Genomic DNA, 14,127 nt, shown 5'->3' with positions numbered 1-14,127 from the left:
CCGCCTTACGGAACAGGGACATCTCCCGGCCGCAGGGCACGCCGAGCATCCGCGGGACTCCACCCGTCGCAGTCCTGACCACCCGTGTGACAGGCACTTGACGGAAGCCGGGCACCTGTTCTCGACGACGGCCGCGCTTCGCAATACGGCCGTCACGCCGTCCAGCGCCTCGAAGCCTGCACATGGGCCTTACAGGAACACCTCCTGCGAGGCGGCCGGGCCGGTGCACAGCCTTGCCCGAGCAGGACGGTCACAGCGTGAGGACGCACACGCGTCGCTGCCCGGCCAGCGCCGGCCACGCGGCCGCGAAGTCGACCTCCGACTCCTCACCCGCAGCTTTCGACCGAGGGAGCGTTCCCTCCGGGAACCACCGCGCCGCCGTAGCCTCCGCTCCGACGGCCGCCCTTCCCCCAGCAGTCCTGGACCCGGACCAGATCAGTGCGTACCCACGTTGCCGAACTGTCGACTCCAACGATGGGCACCCGATCCGGGCGGCCGAATTCCTTTCGAGAGCATGACGTTCCCCGATGCCGTGATCTCGAACCGTGCCGGCGCGGCTAGTGCTCTGACCACATAGGTTGGCCGGGTCTGTGGTCGAGGCAGTTGGATGTCCCGTGACATCCGATCCGACCGCGGGGGGTTTGGTGGCAGAGCCTGTCCGTGTGCGCAGGTTGACCGACCAGGAGGGGCAGAAGCTGCAGCAGATCGTGCGCCGGGGCAGCACCAGTTCGGTACGGTTCCGGCGCGCGATGATGCTGCTGGCCTCGGCCGGCGGCAACCGGGTCCCGGTGATCGCCCAGCTGGTGCAGGCCGACGAGGACACCGTCCGTGACGTGATCCACCGGTTCAACGAGATCGGCCTGACCGCTCTGGACCCTCGGTGGGCGGGAGGCCGTCCCCGCCTGCTCAGTCCTGACGACGAGGACTTCGTCGTCCAGACGGCCACCACCCGCCCGACCAAGCTCGGCCAGCCCTTCACCCGCTGGTCGATCCGCAAACTCGCCACCTACCTGCGGAAAGTCCACGGTCGCGTGATCCGGATCGGCCGCGAGGCGTTACGGTGCCTGCTGGCCCGCCGCGGCGTCACCTTCCAGCGCACCAAGACCTGGAAGGACTCACCGGATCCCGACCGGGACGCGAAGCTCGACCGCATCGAGCACGTTCTGGACCGCTTTCCCGACCGCGTGTTCGCGTTCGACGAGTTCGGCCCGCTCGGCATCCGCCCCACCGCCGGCTCCGGCTGGGCCCGCGCCAGTCACCCCGAACGGCACCCCGCGACCTACCACCGCACCCACGGCGTCCGCTACTTCCACGGCTGCTACTCGGTCGGCGACGACACCCTCTGGGGCGTCAACCGCCGCAAGAAGGGCGCCGCCAACACCCTGGCCGCGCTCAGGTCGATCCGCGCGGCACGGCCGGACGGAGCCCCGATCTACGTCATCTTGGACAACCTGTCCGCGCACAAGGGCCAGCAGATCCGGCGCTGGGCGAGGAAGAACCGGGTGGAGCTGTGCTTCACTCCGACCTACGCGTCCTGGGCGAACCCGATCGAGGCTCACTTCGGACCGCTGCGTCAGTTCACGATCGCCAACTCCCACCATCGCAACCACACCGTGCAGACCCGAGCGCTTCACGCGTACCTGCGATGGCGCAACGCGAACGCCCGTCACCCCGACGTCCTCGCCGCCCAACGGCGCGAGCGCACCCGCATCCGCTGCGAGAAGGGCATCCGCTGGGGACGTCGTCCGGTTGCCACTGATCGGCTTCAGGTCCTCAAATTGAGGGCTGCATGACGACCTGCTCACCCTCTCCAGCCGGCTCCTCGAACTTGGTCAAGTAGCGACTGAACAGGGTCTCGTCCACTGTGACGGAGTTGGGGCCCTCCTCGTCGTTCCGTGTTTCAAGGCGACGTTCCAGCGTCGTCCGATCCGCCTTGAGATGGATCAGTTCCCAGCGGCCCCCGTGCTTCTCAATCAGCGCCTTGTAATCATCGCGGGCGGCACGACTCCAGAAGCTGTAGTCCACCACCACATCGCGCCCGGCCAGCATCAGCTCGACCAGTTCCTGCCGCTGCTCGCGGCGGACCTCTTCCTTGAGCTGGTCGAACGCCTCCGCATCCAGCACCAGGCCGGCGTCACGCCGCCCGAGTCGCTGCCAGACCACCTCGTCGATCGACAGGCGAACGTAACCGCGTCGCACCAGATCCATCGCGTAGGTGGTCTTGCCCGCTCCCGGAAGACCACACATCAGCACCACCGTGCTCAATCGCTGCGTCACCGAGACAGATTAATCCCGAGGACGCGCCGACTTCAGCGGCCAGCAGCGCGCCCGCTGAAGCCCAACCCGGCCAACCTATGTGGTCAGAGCACTAGCGTGCTGGGCATGCCGAACGCGGAGATCGGTGTCATCGGCGGGTCCGGCTTCTACTCCTTCCTCGACGAGGTGACCGAGGTCCAGGTCGACACCCCGTACGGAGCGCCCAGCGACTCCCTCTTCCTCGGCGCGATCGCCGGCCGACAGGTCGCCTTCCTCCCCCGCCACGGCCGCGGCCACCATCTGCCCCCGCACCGCATCAACTACCGCGCCAACCTGTGGGCGCTGCGCTCCGTCGGCGTACGTCAGGTTCTCGGCCCGTGCGCGGTGGGCGGACTGCGCCCGAAGTACGGGCCGGGCACACTGCTGATTCCCGACCAGCTGGTGGACCGCACAAAGACCCGGGTGCAGACGTACTTCGACGGGCTGCCGCTCCCGGACGGCACCGTGCCGAACGTGGTGCACGTGTCCCTGGCCGACCCGTACTGCCCCGCCGGACGGGCGGTCGCACTCAAGGCCGCGCGCGGACGGGACTGGATGCCGGCGGACGGCGGCGCCCTGGTCGTCGTCGAAGGGCCGCGGTTCTCCACCCGCGCAGAATCGTTGTGGCACCGGGCGCAGGGCTGGTCCGTGGTGGGCATGACCGGTCATCCCGAAGCCGCGCTCGCCCGTGAACTGGAGTTGTGCTACACATCGTTGACCCTGGTCACGGACCTCGACGCGGGCGCGGAGACCGGGGAGGGCGTCTCGCACGACGAGGTGCTTAAGGTCTTCGCGGCGAACGTGGAGCGGTTGCGGGGCGTGCTGTTCGACGCGGTGGCCGCGCTGCCCACCGCCGAGGAACGGGATTGCCTGTGCGTGAACGCGCTCGGCGGAATGAACCCGGGCTTCGAACTACCGTAGCCGCGGAGGGTTCGAAGGTGTCCCGTTGGTGGGACGTCGTCCTACCCAGTCGGCCGGTATCGTACGTCCGGCTCGCCCCGCAGAGATGTCGCTGCCATCTGTTACCACGCGATTTCCAGGGCTCCGCGGACTGCGGCGAATTATTAGCGGGTGAGATTCAAGAACAGCTCACACCGGCCGACCGCGTGAAGCACGTCAGATGCAGCTCATCATGTGTGGTCACTGCGGTCGAATCACACATTTCCCATGATGGATCGGACGACACCGGCGCGCGAACCCGACTTCTCCTCGCGCCCGACCGGAGAAACTCCGTTAGAAATACGTAAGCGGCCGCTATGGAATCACGGGTGGATAGAACACATAGGCTGGCCACATGAGGCTTCGATTCCTTGCCTTGAGCGCTGCCTGCGTCACCGCCCTTGGGGGGGACCTCCGCGTGCTCTGCCGTGTCACGTCACGCCCGGACAACCACAAGTGCATCCCCGGCCGTCACCCGGACAACAGCAATGCCCACCGGTCCGTTCACGCTCGGACGAGAACAAGGCTTCAACTTGTCGGGTTCCTTCGAGTCCCTGATGTCCTGCGACAGCCCCCATGACTACTCGCCCGGACCGCGTGGTGGAGGCCGTCGCCGCGCTGTCGGCAGTCGCGGAGGATCTTGTAGTTCTTCATCCGGCCGATCACGTGCTCCACCCGGGCACGCACCTTACGGTGGGCGGCGTTGTCGTCCTCCTCGCCAGGCAGCAGGGGCCGGTGAGGGCGTTTGCGGCGCGGCACCACCATCTGGCAGTTGAGGTAGGTGCCGTCACCCAAAACGGTCACGCCCTGGCAGTGCTCGGCGAGGCCGGAGGCCCGCCAGGCATGCGCGTCCGCGGTGGTGCCCGGCACCGGGCGCGCGGCGGCGATCACAAGGCGGGTGTCGGCATCGACGATGACCTGCACGTTCGCGGAGAACCGGTAGTTGCGTGACGAGGAACCGACAGTCCGGTCGCGGACCGGGACCAGGGTGCCGTCCACGATCCACAACCTCTCCGCAGCATCGCCCGTGCGGGAGACAGGCTCCACCGTCAGCAGCGGTCCCAGCCGCTGGATGACCCGGCACACGGTGAAGGAAGAGACACCGAACAGCGGACCCAGCTGCCGCATCGTCAGGTTCGTCCGGTAGTGCACGGCAACGATCAGCACTCGCTCGGCCAACGGCAGCGACCACGGCCGGCCCCGCAGCGTGCCGTTGCCGCCCCGCTCCCGCACCACCTTCAACAGACCCGAAAACTGCGTCATCCGCCGCCCCGTGAACGTCTCCACCCACACCCGCTCGGCACGTAAGACCCCAGCCATACAAGGGAGATGCGCAGCTCAGAGCCTTGTGCAACACCCTTTAGACATTGAAGCGGAACTCCGCGAAGGCTCTGACCTGCGGAAATGCCCGCGCATCCAGCACCGATCCAGCACGGGCGCCGCGCCGAAGTACGAGGAGACACGAGGGCACCAAACGTACCCGACAGTGCCCTCACATGCGCCCACTCTGACGCCCCCTGCCGTGCGTGGCGAATTCGTCACGTTCGGGCCGCGCCCCCTGAAGTGCCGACTACGCCGAACGATCGAACGTAGTTGTGCAGCTGTCCAGGAGGGCCAGGACCTGTTCGGACGGAGTCGAGCGAGTCACCATGCCCGACTGTGCCGCCATGCCCTCGACACTCAGCACCGGGAAGCGAAGGCCCGGCAATTGCGCGGGATCCACAAACTCGTATTGCACTGCCGTCCAGGAGTCGCCGTACCGGGCGATCCCGTCGAGCGCTTCCTGCATCGACGTCGCATAGCAGAGAGGAATCGACTCCAGCCCGAGGCGCCGCCGTGCCGAAGCGATCAGATCGACCAGCGTCAGATGAAACGCCGAAGGAATCTGACGCATCGGCAGTTCCCCCAATGCCTCGACACCGACGCTCTCCCGCTCGGCCAGCGGACAGGAACGCGGCAGAGCGGCCAGAACGGGACGCCATCGCAACCGGTGCAGCGTCAGGCCGGCAGTGGGGGGTATGGGGTGGTCGACCATGGCCGCGTCCAGTGCGCTGGTGCGTACGAGATCCAGCCGTCTCCCGTCGGAGACATCCACCAGGTGGACCGTCAGCCCGGGCCGGCTCCGCATCAACGTGTCGGCGGCGAGCTGCAGACGGGCGCGGCTACGCAGAGACGTGGCGATGCGCAGAGATGTCCCTCGGGAGGACGCGTACCGCGCGGCGATGAGTTCCGTCTCCTGGATCGTCGTCAGAACGGCGCGCGCCGTCGGCAGGAGCGCCTCGCCCGCTTCCGTCAGACACACGCGGCGCGTGGACCTGTCGAACAACTTCACGCGCAGCCCGCGCTCCAGTTGCCGGATCTGCTGGCTCACCGCCGGCTGGACCACATGGAGTCTGCGGGCGGCACGTCCGAAATGTAATTCCTCGGCGACTGTGACGAAAAATTCGATCTGGCGCAATTCCACGGCCAACCCCCGTGAGAGTGCCTGCGCATCACAGCCATGGGAGAGAACATGGGTGCCGTCAACAGCGGTGGCGGCTGTCCTGACCCTCTCCGTTTCGCGTCATGGCGGAGCAGCAGAGAGTGAACGATACGCTGGTCGATTCGCGCAATCCTGACGGAAACCGACGAATCAAAAGAAAAGGCGATGAGCGGACCTCAGAAGGCCGTTCGCCCGCGAATCGGAAATGCGGATACGCCTCAACCGGTACAGAGCGCGCTCGCCTGCCGCTGCAGATCGACGTGCTGTCGGGCGACAAGGCGGAAGCGAAAGATCACCACCTCAGTGTGACTCGATGTCCATGCACGGTCAAGTAATCCTCCGACGCCGGGTCATTGATAACGCACGCTAATCGATCACTGTGCGGGACGGCTTCCGCCCACAGGATGAAGCCCCAGGCTCGGGCCGTCGGGTCGACCGGAAACCTCTCGGGGAGGAATCGCTGTGAGAGTCGGAGTGGTCGGATGCGGTCAGATCGTGGAGCGGGGTCATCTGCCGGTTCTGCTGCGGGCGCCCGACCTGCGCCTGGCCGGACTCGTCGACGTGGTACCGGCCAGGGCGCGCCAACTCTCCGAACAGGCGGGTGCGGCCGGTCAGCCGGTACAGACGTACCGCGACGTGACCGAGCTGGTGAAGCGAGCCCGGCCTGATCTGGTTCTGCTCGCCACGCCTCCGTCCGTCCGCTCCGCCGAACTGCGCACCCTGGGACAGACCGGTGTCGCGGTGCTCTGCGAGAAGCCCCTCGCCAACTCGGTCGAGGAGGCGGACGCGTTGCTGGCGGAAGCTGCAAAGGCCGGCGCCAAGGTCTTCATGACCCACAACTACGCCTTCTTCCCGGAGTACCGGCTCCTGACTCGGCTGGTGCGCGAAGGCCACATCGGCCCAGTGCGTTCCGTCCTGATCAGCTGTCTGGGGTCGTATCCCTGGGACGGCGCCGAGGAGTTCCACCCCGGCTGGCGCCACGACCGGGCCCTGTCGGGCGGCGGCCGGCTCGTGGACACCGGGTGGCATGCCCTGTACCTGGCCGAGCTGCTCGCCGGCCGGGCGCCCACCGAGGTGACCGCGACCGCCGAGTTCGACCCCGCGCCGCCGTTCGACCGCGAGTGCTTCGCGCACTACCGGCACGGTGACGTCCACGTCTCGCTCGCCGTCGGCACCGGACAAGGTCCTGTCGCGTTCGAGGTACGAGGTGAACAGGGCCGTCTGCGCCTGGACTTCGACCCCGCCGCCGGTGATTACAGCGCGATCCCGCGGGCCGTCCAGCTGTATCGCGACGGCCGGCTGGTCGGGAGCTGGGACGTGCCCCGGCAGCGGGGAATGATCACCGAGGGCCTGTACGAGGAGATCCGGCGCCGGCTGGCCGACCGCGACGAACCGTATGCGCACTCCCTGCGCCACGGACGCGATCTGGTCGCCACGATCGAGGCGACGTACCGGGCCGCACGGGAACGGCGGTGGCTGCCCCTGGGCTCGCGGACCGAGGAGGCGGACCATGCCGTGGTCTGACTCGTCCCCGACGGCCCCGCACTTCACCGGCGAAGCACCCGTGGAGGTGCACACCCTACTCTCCCACCGGCACGTGGACCGATGTCTGGTGGCGTTGCGGTCCCTCGCCCGGTTCTGGGCAGCCCCCGCCGTCGTACTCCACGACGACGGCACACTCGACGCCGGTGACCACGCCCGGCTGCGCGGGCTGGGCGCCGTCCGAGTCATCCCCCGGGCGGAGGCGGACGCGCGCGTCGAACAGGCCCTCGCCGACTTCCCGCTCGTGCTGCGCACCCGCCGCGGCAACCCGCGAATCATGCAGCTCGTGGACTACTTCGTGCTGGCCGGCAGTCCTCGGTTGATCGGCATGGACTCCGACGTGGTGTTCCTCAACCGGCCCGACCGGCTGATCGACTGGGTTTCCGGCGCGGAACGCACCGCGCTGCTCTACTCACCGGAGCGCGGCTGGCAGCCCAAGGGAATCCACTGGCTGCCGGAGGGCGTACCCGGACGGCCGTTCGTCACCGACATGTGCTGCGGCTTCGTCGCGGCTCAGGCCGCCACGTTCTTCGACCCGGCCTACCTGGAAGAACTCATGCGACGCACGGCACCGGACATACTGCCCCAGCCGCGGTTCGTCACCCAGATGCTGTACTCGCTGATGGCGGGGCGGCTCGGCCCGGGACTCGTCCGGGACCTCGGTGAACCGTACCGATCGGGGCGCCTGGAGTGGCTGCCCGAGCTGCCGGGACGGGTCATCTGCCACTACTTCGGGTCCCACGACAGCGAGGACTACCTCGCCACTCTCGCGGCGGCCGACCCGGAGCTGCGACAGCTGGTGGTCGAAGGGCCGGCCTCATGACGGGCCGCCACGAGCCGCGGCGGCTACTGGGGACGGCCGTGCTGGCCTGTCACCGGGCGGGCCGCATCCTGCTGGCGCCCCGCGCCGCGACCATGCGCACACAGCCCAAACACGGGGCCCACGATCTGGTGACCGAATACGATCTGCGGGCCGAGACGGCCATCGTCGAGACCCTCCTCGCCCGCCACCCGGACTCCACCGTCACCGGCGAGGAAGGCGGAGACCGCGGCTCCGGAGCCATCCGGTGGTACGTCGACCCCATCGACGGCACCAACAACTTCGCGCACGGACTGCCACTGTTCTGTGTCTCCATCGCCGCCGCGCTGGACGACCGGCTGGTCGCCGCCTGTGTGTACGACCCGCTGCGGGACGAGACGTTCACCAGCGTCTCCGGCCGGCTCGCGCTCAACGGCCGTCCGGTCTCCCCCGCCCCCGCCCCCGCCGTCGGCGGTCCCACCGTACTGCTGACCGATTTTCCCCGTGGCGGCTCCGATCCCGACGTGCGGGAACTGGCGCTGTGGGGACGGCTGGTGCGCGACTACGACGTGCGACGGATCGGCTCCTCCGCGCTTGCCCTCGCCTACACCGCGGTCGGACGGGGACAACTGGCCTGCAACCTGGGCACGCGGTCCTGGGACGTCGCGGCGGGAGCGGCACTGGTCGCCGCCGCCGGCGGCCGCTACCACACACCGGGCCTGTCGGAGTTCGCCCCGCTCGACGAGCGGCTGGAGGCACCCGCCTTCCTGGCCTACGGCGCCGGGGTGGCGGACTCCGCGCTGCTGGAGGGCGAACTCACCCGGCTCGGGAAGGCGTTGCGGACCGGCACCGATGAGGCGGTCCGATGAGCGCCGCCGACGCCCCGCTCGGCCAGGTCCTGTCCCTGCGGCCGTACGCCGCACTGTTCCCGGGAGCAGGCACGCAACGGCCGGGCATGGCCGCTCGCCTGCTGGCGGAGTCGCCCGCCGCCGGGAAGCTGCTGGCCCGTCTGGAGGCCGCCTGCGATGCACCGCTGCGCGGCGTCTGTGTGGACGGCACCCCCCGCCAACTGCGTTCGGTCGTGCTCGTGTACCCGGCCGTCTTCGTGACGGGCCTGCTGGCCTTCGCGGCCCTCATCGAACGCCAGGGTGACGCAGGGCGGCCCCCGGTCCTGGCCGGCGGCCACAGTCTCGGACACTTCACCGCCCTGGTCTGCGCCGGTGCGCTGACGGCCGAGGAAGCGCTGGAGTTCGTCCGGGAACGGGCCCGGCTCATGGAGGCTCAGTCCATGCGACGGCCCGGCAGCATGCTGTCGGTCGTCGGCGCCGATCACGACCGGGTGGCGCGGATGTGCGCACAGTGCCCGGCGGAACTCGGAGTGCTCACCATCGGCTGCCGCAACGGCACGCGCCACCTGGTCGTCTCCGGGGACCGCGCGGCGGTCCACTGGCTGCGCGAGCACGTCGGCGAACTCGGTGCGCAGAAGGTGACCGACGTGCGCACCGGACTCGCCGCGCACTCAAGCCTCATGGCACCGGTACGGGACGAACTGCGGACGCTGGCTGGGCGGTTGACCGTGTCGTCGCCGACGGTCCCGGTGCTGAGCAATCTGACCGGCCGTCCCCTGACCGACCCGGACGAGATCCGCGCCGAGCTGGGCGATCACGTCGCCCTTCAGGTGCGCTGGGACCTCTGCCTGGACAGCGTCGCCGCACATGGCGTGCACACCGTGCTCGATCTCGGCCCCGGCCAGGCGATGGCCTCGCTCGCCCGGAGCCACGGCCTGCGAGCCGCCGCGGTCAACAGCATGGAACCGCTCTCGGCGGTCCTCACCGCACCGCCGCAGCCGGCCGAGGAGGCGGTCCAGTGATCTCCGCCGAGCAGTTCTGCGCGGAACTGGACGCGCACGGTGCCGATCTGGTGACCGGCGTGCCGTGCGGCTGGCTGCAGGGGCCGCTGGCTCTGCTGGCACAGGAACCGGGACGCTATGTGCCGGCGGCCAACGAAGGCGCCGCCCTCGCCATCGCCGCCGGCGCCGAACTGGCCGGCCGCAGGAGCGCGGTGCTGATCCAGAACTCCGGGTTCGGCAATCTGATCAACCCGCTGACCTCGCTCGTCGACACCTTCGCCATCCCCACCGTGATCTTCATGACCCTGCGCGGCTGGCCCCGTCCGGAAGACGACGAACCCCAGCACTCGCTGACCGGCCCCACCACCGAGCCACTGCTGGACCGGCTGGGTGTCGGGCACGAGGTGTTGGCACCGGGTGACGACGGTCTCGCCAGGGCCTGGGAGGCCGCGGACCGGGCACGGGCCGAGCGCCGGCCCTACGTCGTCCTCGTGCCGCGCGGCCGGATCGGGCGCGTGGAAGATACGGGGCCGGCCGACGCCGGCAACGGGGGGTACGACCGGGGCCGGGCCATCGACGAGCTGCTGCCCTGGCTGGAGGGGGCCGCGGTGTTCGCGACCACGGGGCGCACCTCCCGGGAGCTGTTCACCCGGGCCGACGCCCCTGCCCACTTCTACATGCTGGGCTCCATGGGCCATGCCGTGGCCCTGGGCCTCGGCGCGGCGGTGTCCCTGCCGGACCGGCGGGTGGTCGTGCTGGACGGCGACGGCGCCCTGGTCATGCACCTGGGTACGGCGCTCACCGTCGGAGCGCAGGCTCCCGCCAATCTGATCCATGTCGTGCTGGACAACCGGGCGTACGACTCCACCGGCGGTCAGCCGGTCCCGGCCCCCGCCGACTGGAGGTCCCTGGGGCGCGCCGCGGATTACCGCGGCGTCCATCTCGCCTCGTCACCGGCAGGGACGGCCCGGGCCATGGCCACCGCGACGGCTGCGCCGGGTCCGCATCTCGTCGTGGTCCGCATCGCACGATCCGGGCGCCGGCCGACCCGGCATCCGCTGGCCGACCTCGGCCCCAGAGATCTCGCTGCTCGATTTCACACAGCCCTGGAGGGGCTGCCGTCGGCAGCCGTTCCCGACCCGGTGAACCGGAGGTGAGCATGGTGTCCCACCACACGCGGCACGATCCCGCGACTCCCGCCCCTGAAAATCTGCGCTCGGAATTGCTCAAGACCATCAGCGAGTTACTGGCGGACGAGGACCGGCCCGCCGAGGTCCACGAGGACGACGTCCTCGCGGACCTGGCCCTCGACTCCATCGCCCTGATGTTCGTGCTGACGCATTTCGAGCGGCGCTACGACGTCGCGTTCGACAACGACGCGCTGCGCCCCGACCGCTATGTGACCGTCGGCGATCTGGCCACCCTCGTCTCCGAACAGGTGCGTGCGCGCGGATGACGACACGTCAGGAACCCACCGCTGTGCAGCCGGACGACCGCCTCCTGCACGACCTGGTCCTGGGTCATTGGAAACTGCCCGCGCTCGCGGCCGCGTACCGTGTCGGCCTGCTGACCCGGCTGGCCGACGGACCGCTCACCACGGCTGAGGTCGCGGTCGGGTGCGGCACCGAGCCGCTGGCGACCGGGTCGGTACTCGAACTGCTGGCCTCCTTGCACCTGCTGGAGCGGTGGGGTGACCGTTACGAGCTGACGACGGTGACCCGGCGATATCTGCTGCCCGGCACCCCCGACGATTGGGGGCCGATGCTCCGGCTGGTGTGGGACGACAGGTGCGCGGCCGTCCGCGACGCCCTGCTGGAGGACACACCCAGGGGATACAGGAACCGCTCCCTGTGGCGGGTCCACCAGGAGGTGCCCCGGCAGGCGGAGATCTTCACCCACGCCATGCACGCCCACTCGGCGGCGGCCGCGACCGCGTTCGCCGAACGGGCCGCCTCGCTGGGCGTCTCCGCGCGGGCCCATGTACTGGATGTCGCCGGAGGGCGCGGCACCTACGCCATCGCCCTGGCCGGGCGCCATCCGGACCTCACCGTGACCGTCCTGGAACTCGGCTCCGTCTGCCCGATCGCGTCCCGCGCGGTCGGCGACGCCGGGCTGGACGGCCGTATCACGGTCATGGAGGGGGACATGTTCACCACGCCCTGGCCGTCCGCGGACGTGATCCTGCTCGCCGACGTGATGCACAACTGGTCCGTCCAGCAGTGCCGTTCGCTCGCCGACCGGTCCAGGAAGGCGCTGCGTCCCGGCGGCCGGCTGCTCGTCCACGACATGCTCCTCGACGACGCCGTGCCCGGCCCGGCGACCGCCGCGGCCAACGCCGTCGCCATGGCGGCCACCACCGGCGGTCACCAGTTCACCGCGACCGAACTCGCCGGCTTGCTGAGGCAGGCGGGGTTCGCCTCGGTCTCCACCACTCCTTGCTTCGGCTACTTCTCCGTCACCACCGCCCGCGCGGCGGGCTTCGAGGGGGCACCCTGATGGCCTGGCCCGAGATCACCGTCGTCGTCACCGCTCGGGAGCGGTTCTCCGAGACCCGCACCGCCCTGGATCACCTCTGGAAACACACACCCGAGCGCTTCCACCTCGTGTACGTGGATGTCAACTCCCCCTCGGAGACCGCTCGCTTCCTCGCCGAGGAGGCCCGCGAGCGGGACTTCACCCTGGTGCGCACCGACGCCTACGTCAGCCCCAACCGGGCCCGCAACCTGGGTGTGCGGCACGCGTCCGGGAAGTACGTCGTCTTCCTGGACAACGACGTCGTGCTGACGGACGGCTGGCTGACCGCATTGGTCGACTGCGCCGAGGAGACAGGGGCCTGGGCCGTGGGCCCCCTCTATCTCCAGGGCCCGCTCGACGAGCAGACCGTGCACATGGCGGGCGGCGACATGGAGTTCTCCGGCGAGTGGGGAGAGCGCACCTTCCAGCAGACCCAGCGGTACTTCCTGCGTGGTCTTGCCGAGGTGCCCGCCGAGGCGTTGGTGCGCCAGCCTTGCGACATCATCGAGTTTCACTGTGCCCTGGTGCGACTCGACGCCCTGGAGCGGGTCGGCGGCATGGACGAGGGGTTGCTCACCACCCGCGAACACCTGGACTTCTGCCTGCGGATCCTGGACGCCGGCGGCACGGTGTGGTTCGAGCCGGCCTCCGTCATCAGCTACCTGGCGCCGCCCCCGTTCGAGCCGGCCGATCTGCCGTACTTCCTGCTCCGGTGGAGCGACGCCTGGACCCGGGACACGCTGACGCACTTCGCGCACAAGCACGGCATCACCCCCGACTACGTCGAACGGGTGGCGAAGACGCGCAAGAGGCGGCAGCACCTGGTGCTGTCCTGGCTCGAACCGAAGCTGTCCAAGGTGGTCGGCCGCGCCGGGGCGGGCATCGCCCGTCTGGCACTCGGCGCGATCGAGCCCTTGGTCAACGACGCCCTGGTACGGGCGCTCACCCCGCGCGGCACCGGTGGTCATCGCGTGCTCCGCGTGGCCGGCACGCGTGCCGCCACCGGTGACGGCACTCCTGGCGCCGGGGCCGCGACAGCACCCGGCGGCGGCCGTGCGGACTCCCCCGCCGGCTCGGACAACGGAAAGACGAGGAACGCATCGTGACACAGTCCCCCGAGCGAGACCTGTACGTCGTGACGGGTATCTCCGCCAGCGGCAAATCGACCGTGGCCCGGCAGCTCGCCGACCGTCTCTCCCCCAGCGTCCTGGTCGAAGGGGACGTCCTGCGGGTCATGGTGCGCAACGGGCGCCAGGAGATGACGGCCGAGCGCACCGCGGGGGCAACGGCCCAGCTCCACCTGCGCTACCGGCACGCCGTCCAGCTGGCCACCTCCTACCTGCGTGAGGGCTTCCACACGGTGATCGAGGACGTGATCCTCGGCGACAACCTCGAACCCTTCCTGTCGTATCTGCCGGAGCGGACGGTACGGCTCGTGGTCCTGACCCCCGATGTCGAGGCCGTGCAGCGGCGCGAGTCCGGGCGGGAGAAGGTCGCCTACGGGTCCCGCTGGACGCTCGACCAGCTCGACGCCGTGCTGCGCAAGGAGACCCCGCGGATCGGCCTGTGGCTGGACAGCAGTGAGCTGACGCCGGAGCAGACCGTCGACGAGATCCTGCGCCGCCGGGACGAAGCCGTGCTCCCCGCGAGCGGCTGAGGACGGACGGCGTACCGCTCCCCCGGGAGCAGCCGACGGCAGCAACCCAT

15 protein-coding genes are annotated in these 14,127 nt (G+C 69.6%); 11 read left to right on the top strand and 4 right to left on the bottom strand.

Features of this window, described 5'->3' with window-relative positions:
• Positions 1-644 precede the first annotated feature (644 nt).
• On the top strand, positions 645-1,793 hold the full coding sequence (locus AC4OXY_RS38470) for an IS630 family transposase (RefSeq protein ID WP_491991979.1): 1,149 nt from the start codon (positions 645-647) through the stop codon (positions 1,791-1,793).
• Here AC4OXY_RS38470 and AC4OXY_RS38465 read toward each other — a convergent pair.
• Entirely contained in the window at positions 1,774-2,277 is a 504-nt protein-coding gene (locus AC4OXY_RS38465) for a P-loop nucleotide/nucleoside kinase family protein (RefSeq protein WP_491991978.1), read from the bottom strand. The two genes, AC4OXY_RS38470 and AC4OXY_RS38465, sit on opposite strands and share 20 nt — an antisense overlap.
• A gap of 105 nt (positions 2,278-2,382) precedes the next feature.
• Between AC4OXY_RS38465 and AC4OXY_RS38460 the strand changes: the two genes are divergently transcribed.
• Positions 2,383-3,216, top strand: coding sequence for an S-methyl-5'-thioadenosine phosphorylase (locus tag AC4OXY_RS38460; RefSeq protein ID WP_491991977.1), 834 nt, complete (start codon positions 2,383-2,385; stop codon positions 3,214-3,216).
• Between the two features lie 546 nt (positions 3,217-3,762).
• On the opposite strand, the gene AC4OXY_RS38455 is transcribed toward AC4OXY_RS38460, so the two are convergent.
• From AC4OXY_RS38455 to AC4OXY_RS38445, 3 genes are all read right to left on the bottom strand, one after another.
• Entirely contained in the window at positions 3,763-4,554 is a 792-nt protein-coding gene (locus tag AC4OXY_RS38455; RefSeq protein ID WP_491991976.1) for a transposase family protein, read from the bottom strand.
• A 250-nt stretch (positions 4,555-4,804) separates the two neighbouring features.
• Complete coding sequence (locus tag AC4OXY_RS38450; protein ID WP_491991975.1) at positions 4,805-5,698, bottom strand: LysR family transcriptional regulator; 894 nt, start codon at positions 5,696-5,698, stop codon at positions 4,805-4,807.
• 236 nt (positions 5,699-5,934) lie between these two features.
• Positions 5,935-6,012 carry a putative leader peptide gene (locus AC4OXY_RS38445; RefSeq protein WP_491994706.1) on the bottom strand — a complete coding sequence of 26 codons (78 nt, stop codon included), beginning with the start codon at positions 6,010-6,012 and terminating at the stop codon, positions 5,935-5,937.
• 166 nt (positions 6,013-6,178) lie between these two features.
• On the opposite strand from AC4OXY_RS38445, the gene AC4OXY_RS38440 reads away from it, so the two are divergent.
• The 9 genes from AC4OXY_RS38440 to AC4OXY_RS38400 are packed head-to-tail and all read left to right on the top strand — an operon-like array spanning position 6,179 to position 14,077.
• Positions 6,179-7,240 (top strand): Gfo/Idh/MocA family protein, encoded by a 1,062-nt coding sequence (locus AC4OXY_RS38440; protein ID WP_491991974.1) that lies wholly within the window; start codon positions 6,179-6,181, stop codon positions 7,238-7,240.
• Complete coding sequence (locus tag AC4OXY_RS38435) at positions 7,227-8,081, top strand: hypothetical protein (RefSeq protein ID WP_491991973.1); 855 nt, start codon at positions 7,227-7,229, stop codon at positions 8,079-8,081. Before AC4OXY_RS38440 ends, AC4OXY_RS38435 begins: the two co-directional genes overlap by 14 nt.
• Positions 8,078-8,926, top strand: coding sequence for an inositol monophosphatase family protein (locus AC4OXY_RS38430; protein ID WP_491991972.1), 849 nt, complete (start codon positions 8,078-8,080; stop codon positions 8,924-8,926). Before AC4OXY_RS38435 ends, AC4OXY_RS38430 begins: the two co-directional genes overlap by 4 nt.
• Positions 8,923-9,927, top strand: a complete 1,005-nt coding sequence (locus AC4OXY_RS38425) for an ACP S-malonyltransferase (protein ID WP_491991971.1) — start codon at positions 8,923-8,925, stop codon at positions 9,925-9,927. The genes AC4OXY_RS38430 and AC4OXY_RS38425 overlap by 4 nt, the downstream gene beginning before the upstream one ends.
• Positions 9,924-11,063, top strand: coding sequence for a thiamine pyrophosphate-dependent enzyme (locus tag AC4OXY_RS38420; RefSeq protein WP_491991970.1), 1,140 nt, complete (start codon positions 9,924-9,926; stop codon positions 11,061-11,063). The genes AC4OXY_RS38425 and AC4OXY_RS38420 overlap by 4 nt, the downstream gene beginning before the upstream one ends.
• Before the next feature lie 2 nt (positions 11,064-11,065).
• The gene (locus AC4OXY_RS38415) at positions 11,066-11,362 is read left to right on the top strand and encodes an acyl carrier protein (protein ID WP_491991969.1); all 297 of its coding nucleotides are present in this window, start codon (positions 11,066-11,068) and stop codon (positions 11,360-11,362) included.
• Positions 11,359-12,402, top strand: coding sequence for a methyltransferase (locus AC4OXY_RS38410; RefSeq protein WP_491991968.1), 1,044 nt, complete (start codon positions 11,359-11,361; stop codon positions 12,400-12,402). Before AC4OXY_RS38415 ends, AC4OXY_RS38410 begins: the two co-directional genes overlap by 4 nt.
• Complete coding sequence (locus tag AC4OXY_RS38405) at positions 12,402-13,526, top strand: glycosyltransferase family 2 protein (RefSeq protein ID WP_491991967.1); 1,125 nt, start codon at positions 12,402-12,404, stop codon at positions 13,524-13,526. The genes AC4OXY_RS38410 and AC4OXY_RS38405 overlap by 1 nt, the downstream gene beginning before the upstream one ends.
• A complete protein-coding gene (locus AC4OXY_RS38400) occupies positions 13,523-14,077 on the top strand; it encodes a P-loop nucleotide/nucleoside kinase family protein (protein WP_491991966.1) in 555 nt (184 codons plus the stop codon). Before AC4OXY_RS38405 ends, AC4OXY_RS38400 begins: the two co-directional genes overlap by 4 nt.
• Positions 14,078-14,127: the final 50 nt, after the last annotated feature.

It is taken from the genome of Streptomyces sp. HUAS MG56, from assembly GCF_058673395.1.
This window is presented reverse-complemented; position numbering and strand designations above follow the sequence as displayed.

Coding starts and splice junctions, on each gene's coding strand:
- AC4OXY_RS38460 (WP_491991977.1), top strand. CDS start 2,383: ATGCCGAACGCGGAGATCGGTGTCATCGGCGGGTCCGGCTTCTACTCC.
- AC4OXY_RS38455 (WP_491991976.1), bottom strand. CDS start 4,554: ATGGCTGGGGTCTTACGTGCCGAGCGGGTGTGGGTGGAGACGTTCACG.
- AC4OXY_RS38435 (WP_491991973.1), top strand. CDS start 7,227: ATGCCGTGGTCTGACTCGTCCCCGACGGCCCCGCACTTCACCGGCGAA.
- AC4OXY_RS38430 (WP_491991972.1), top strand. CDS start 8,078: ATGACGGGCCGCCACGAGCCGCGGCGGCTACTGGGGACGGCCGTGCTG.
- AC4OXY_RS38425 (WP_491991971.1), top strand. CDS start 8,923: ATGAGCGCCGCCGACGCCCCGCTCGGCCAGGTCCTGTCCCTGCGGCCG.
- AC4OXY_RS38415 (WP_491991969.1), top strand. CDS start 11,066: ATGGTGTCCCACCACACGCGGCACGATCCCGCGACTCCCGCCCCTGAA.
- AC4OXY_RS38410 (WP_491991968.1), top strand. CDS start 11,359: ATGACGACACGTCAGGAACCCACCGCTGTGCAGCCGGACGACCGCCTC.
- AC4OXY_RS38405 (WP_491991967.1), top strand. CDS start 12,402: ATGGCCTGGCCCGAGATCACCGTCGTCGTCACCGCTCGGGAGCGGTTC.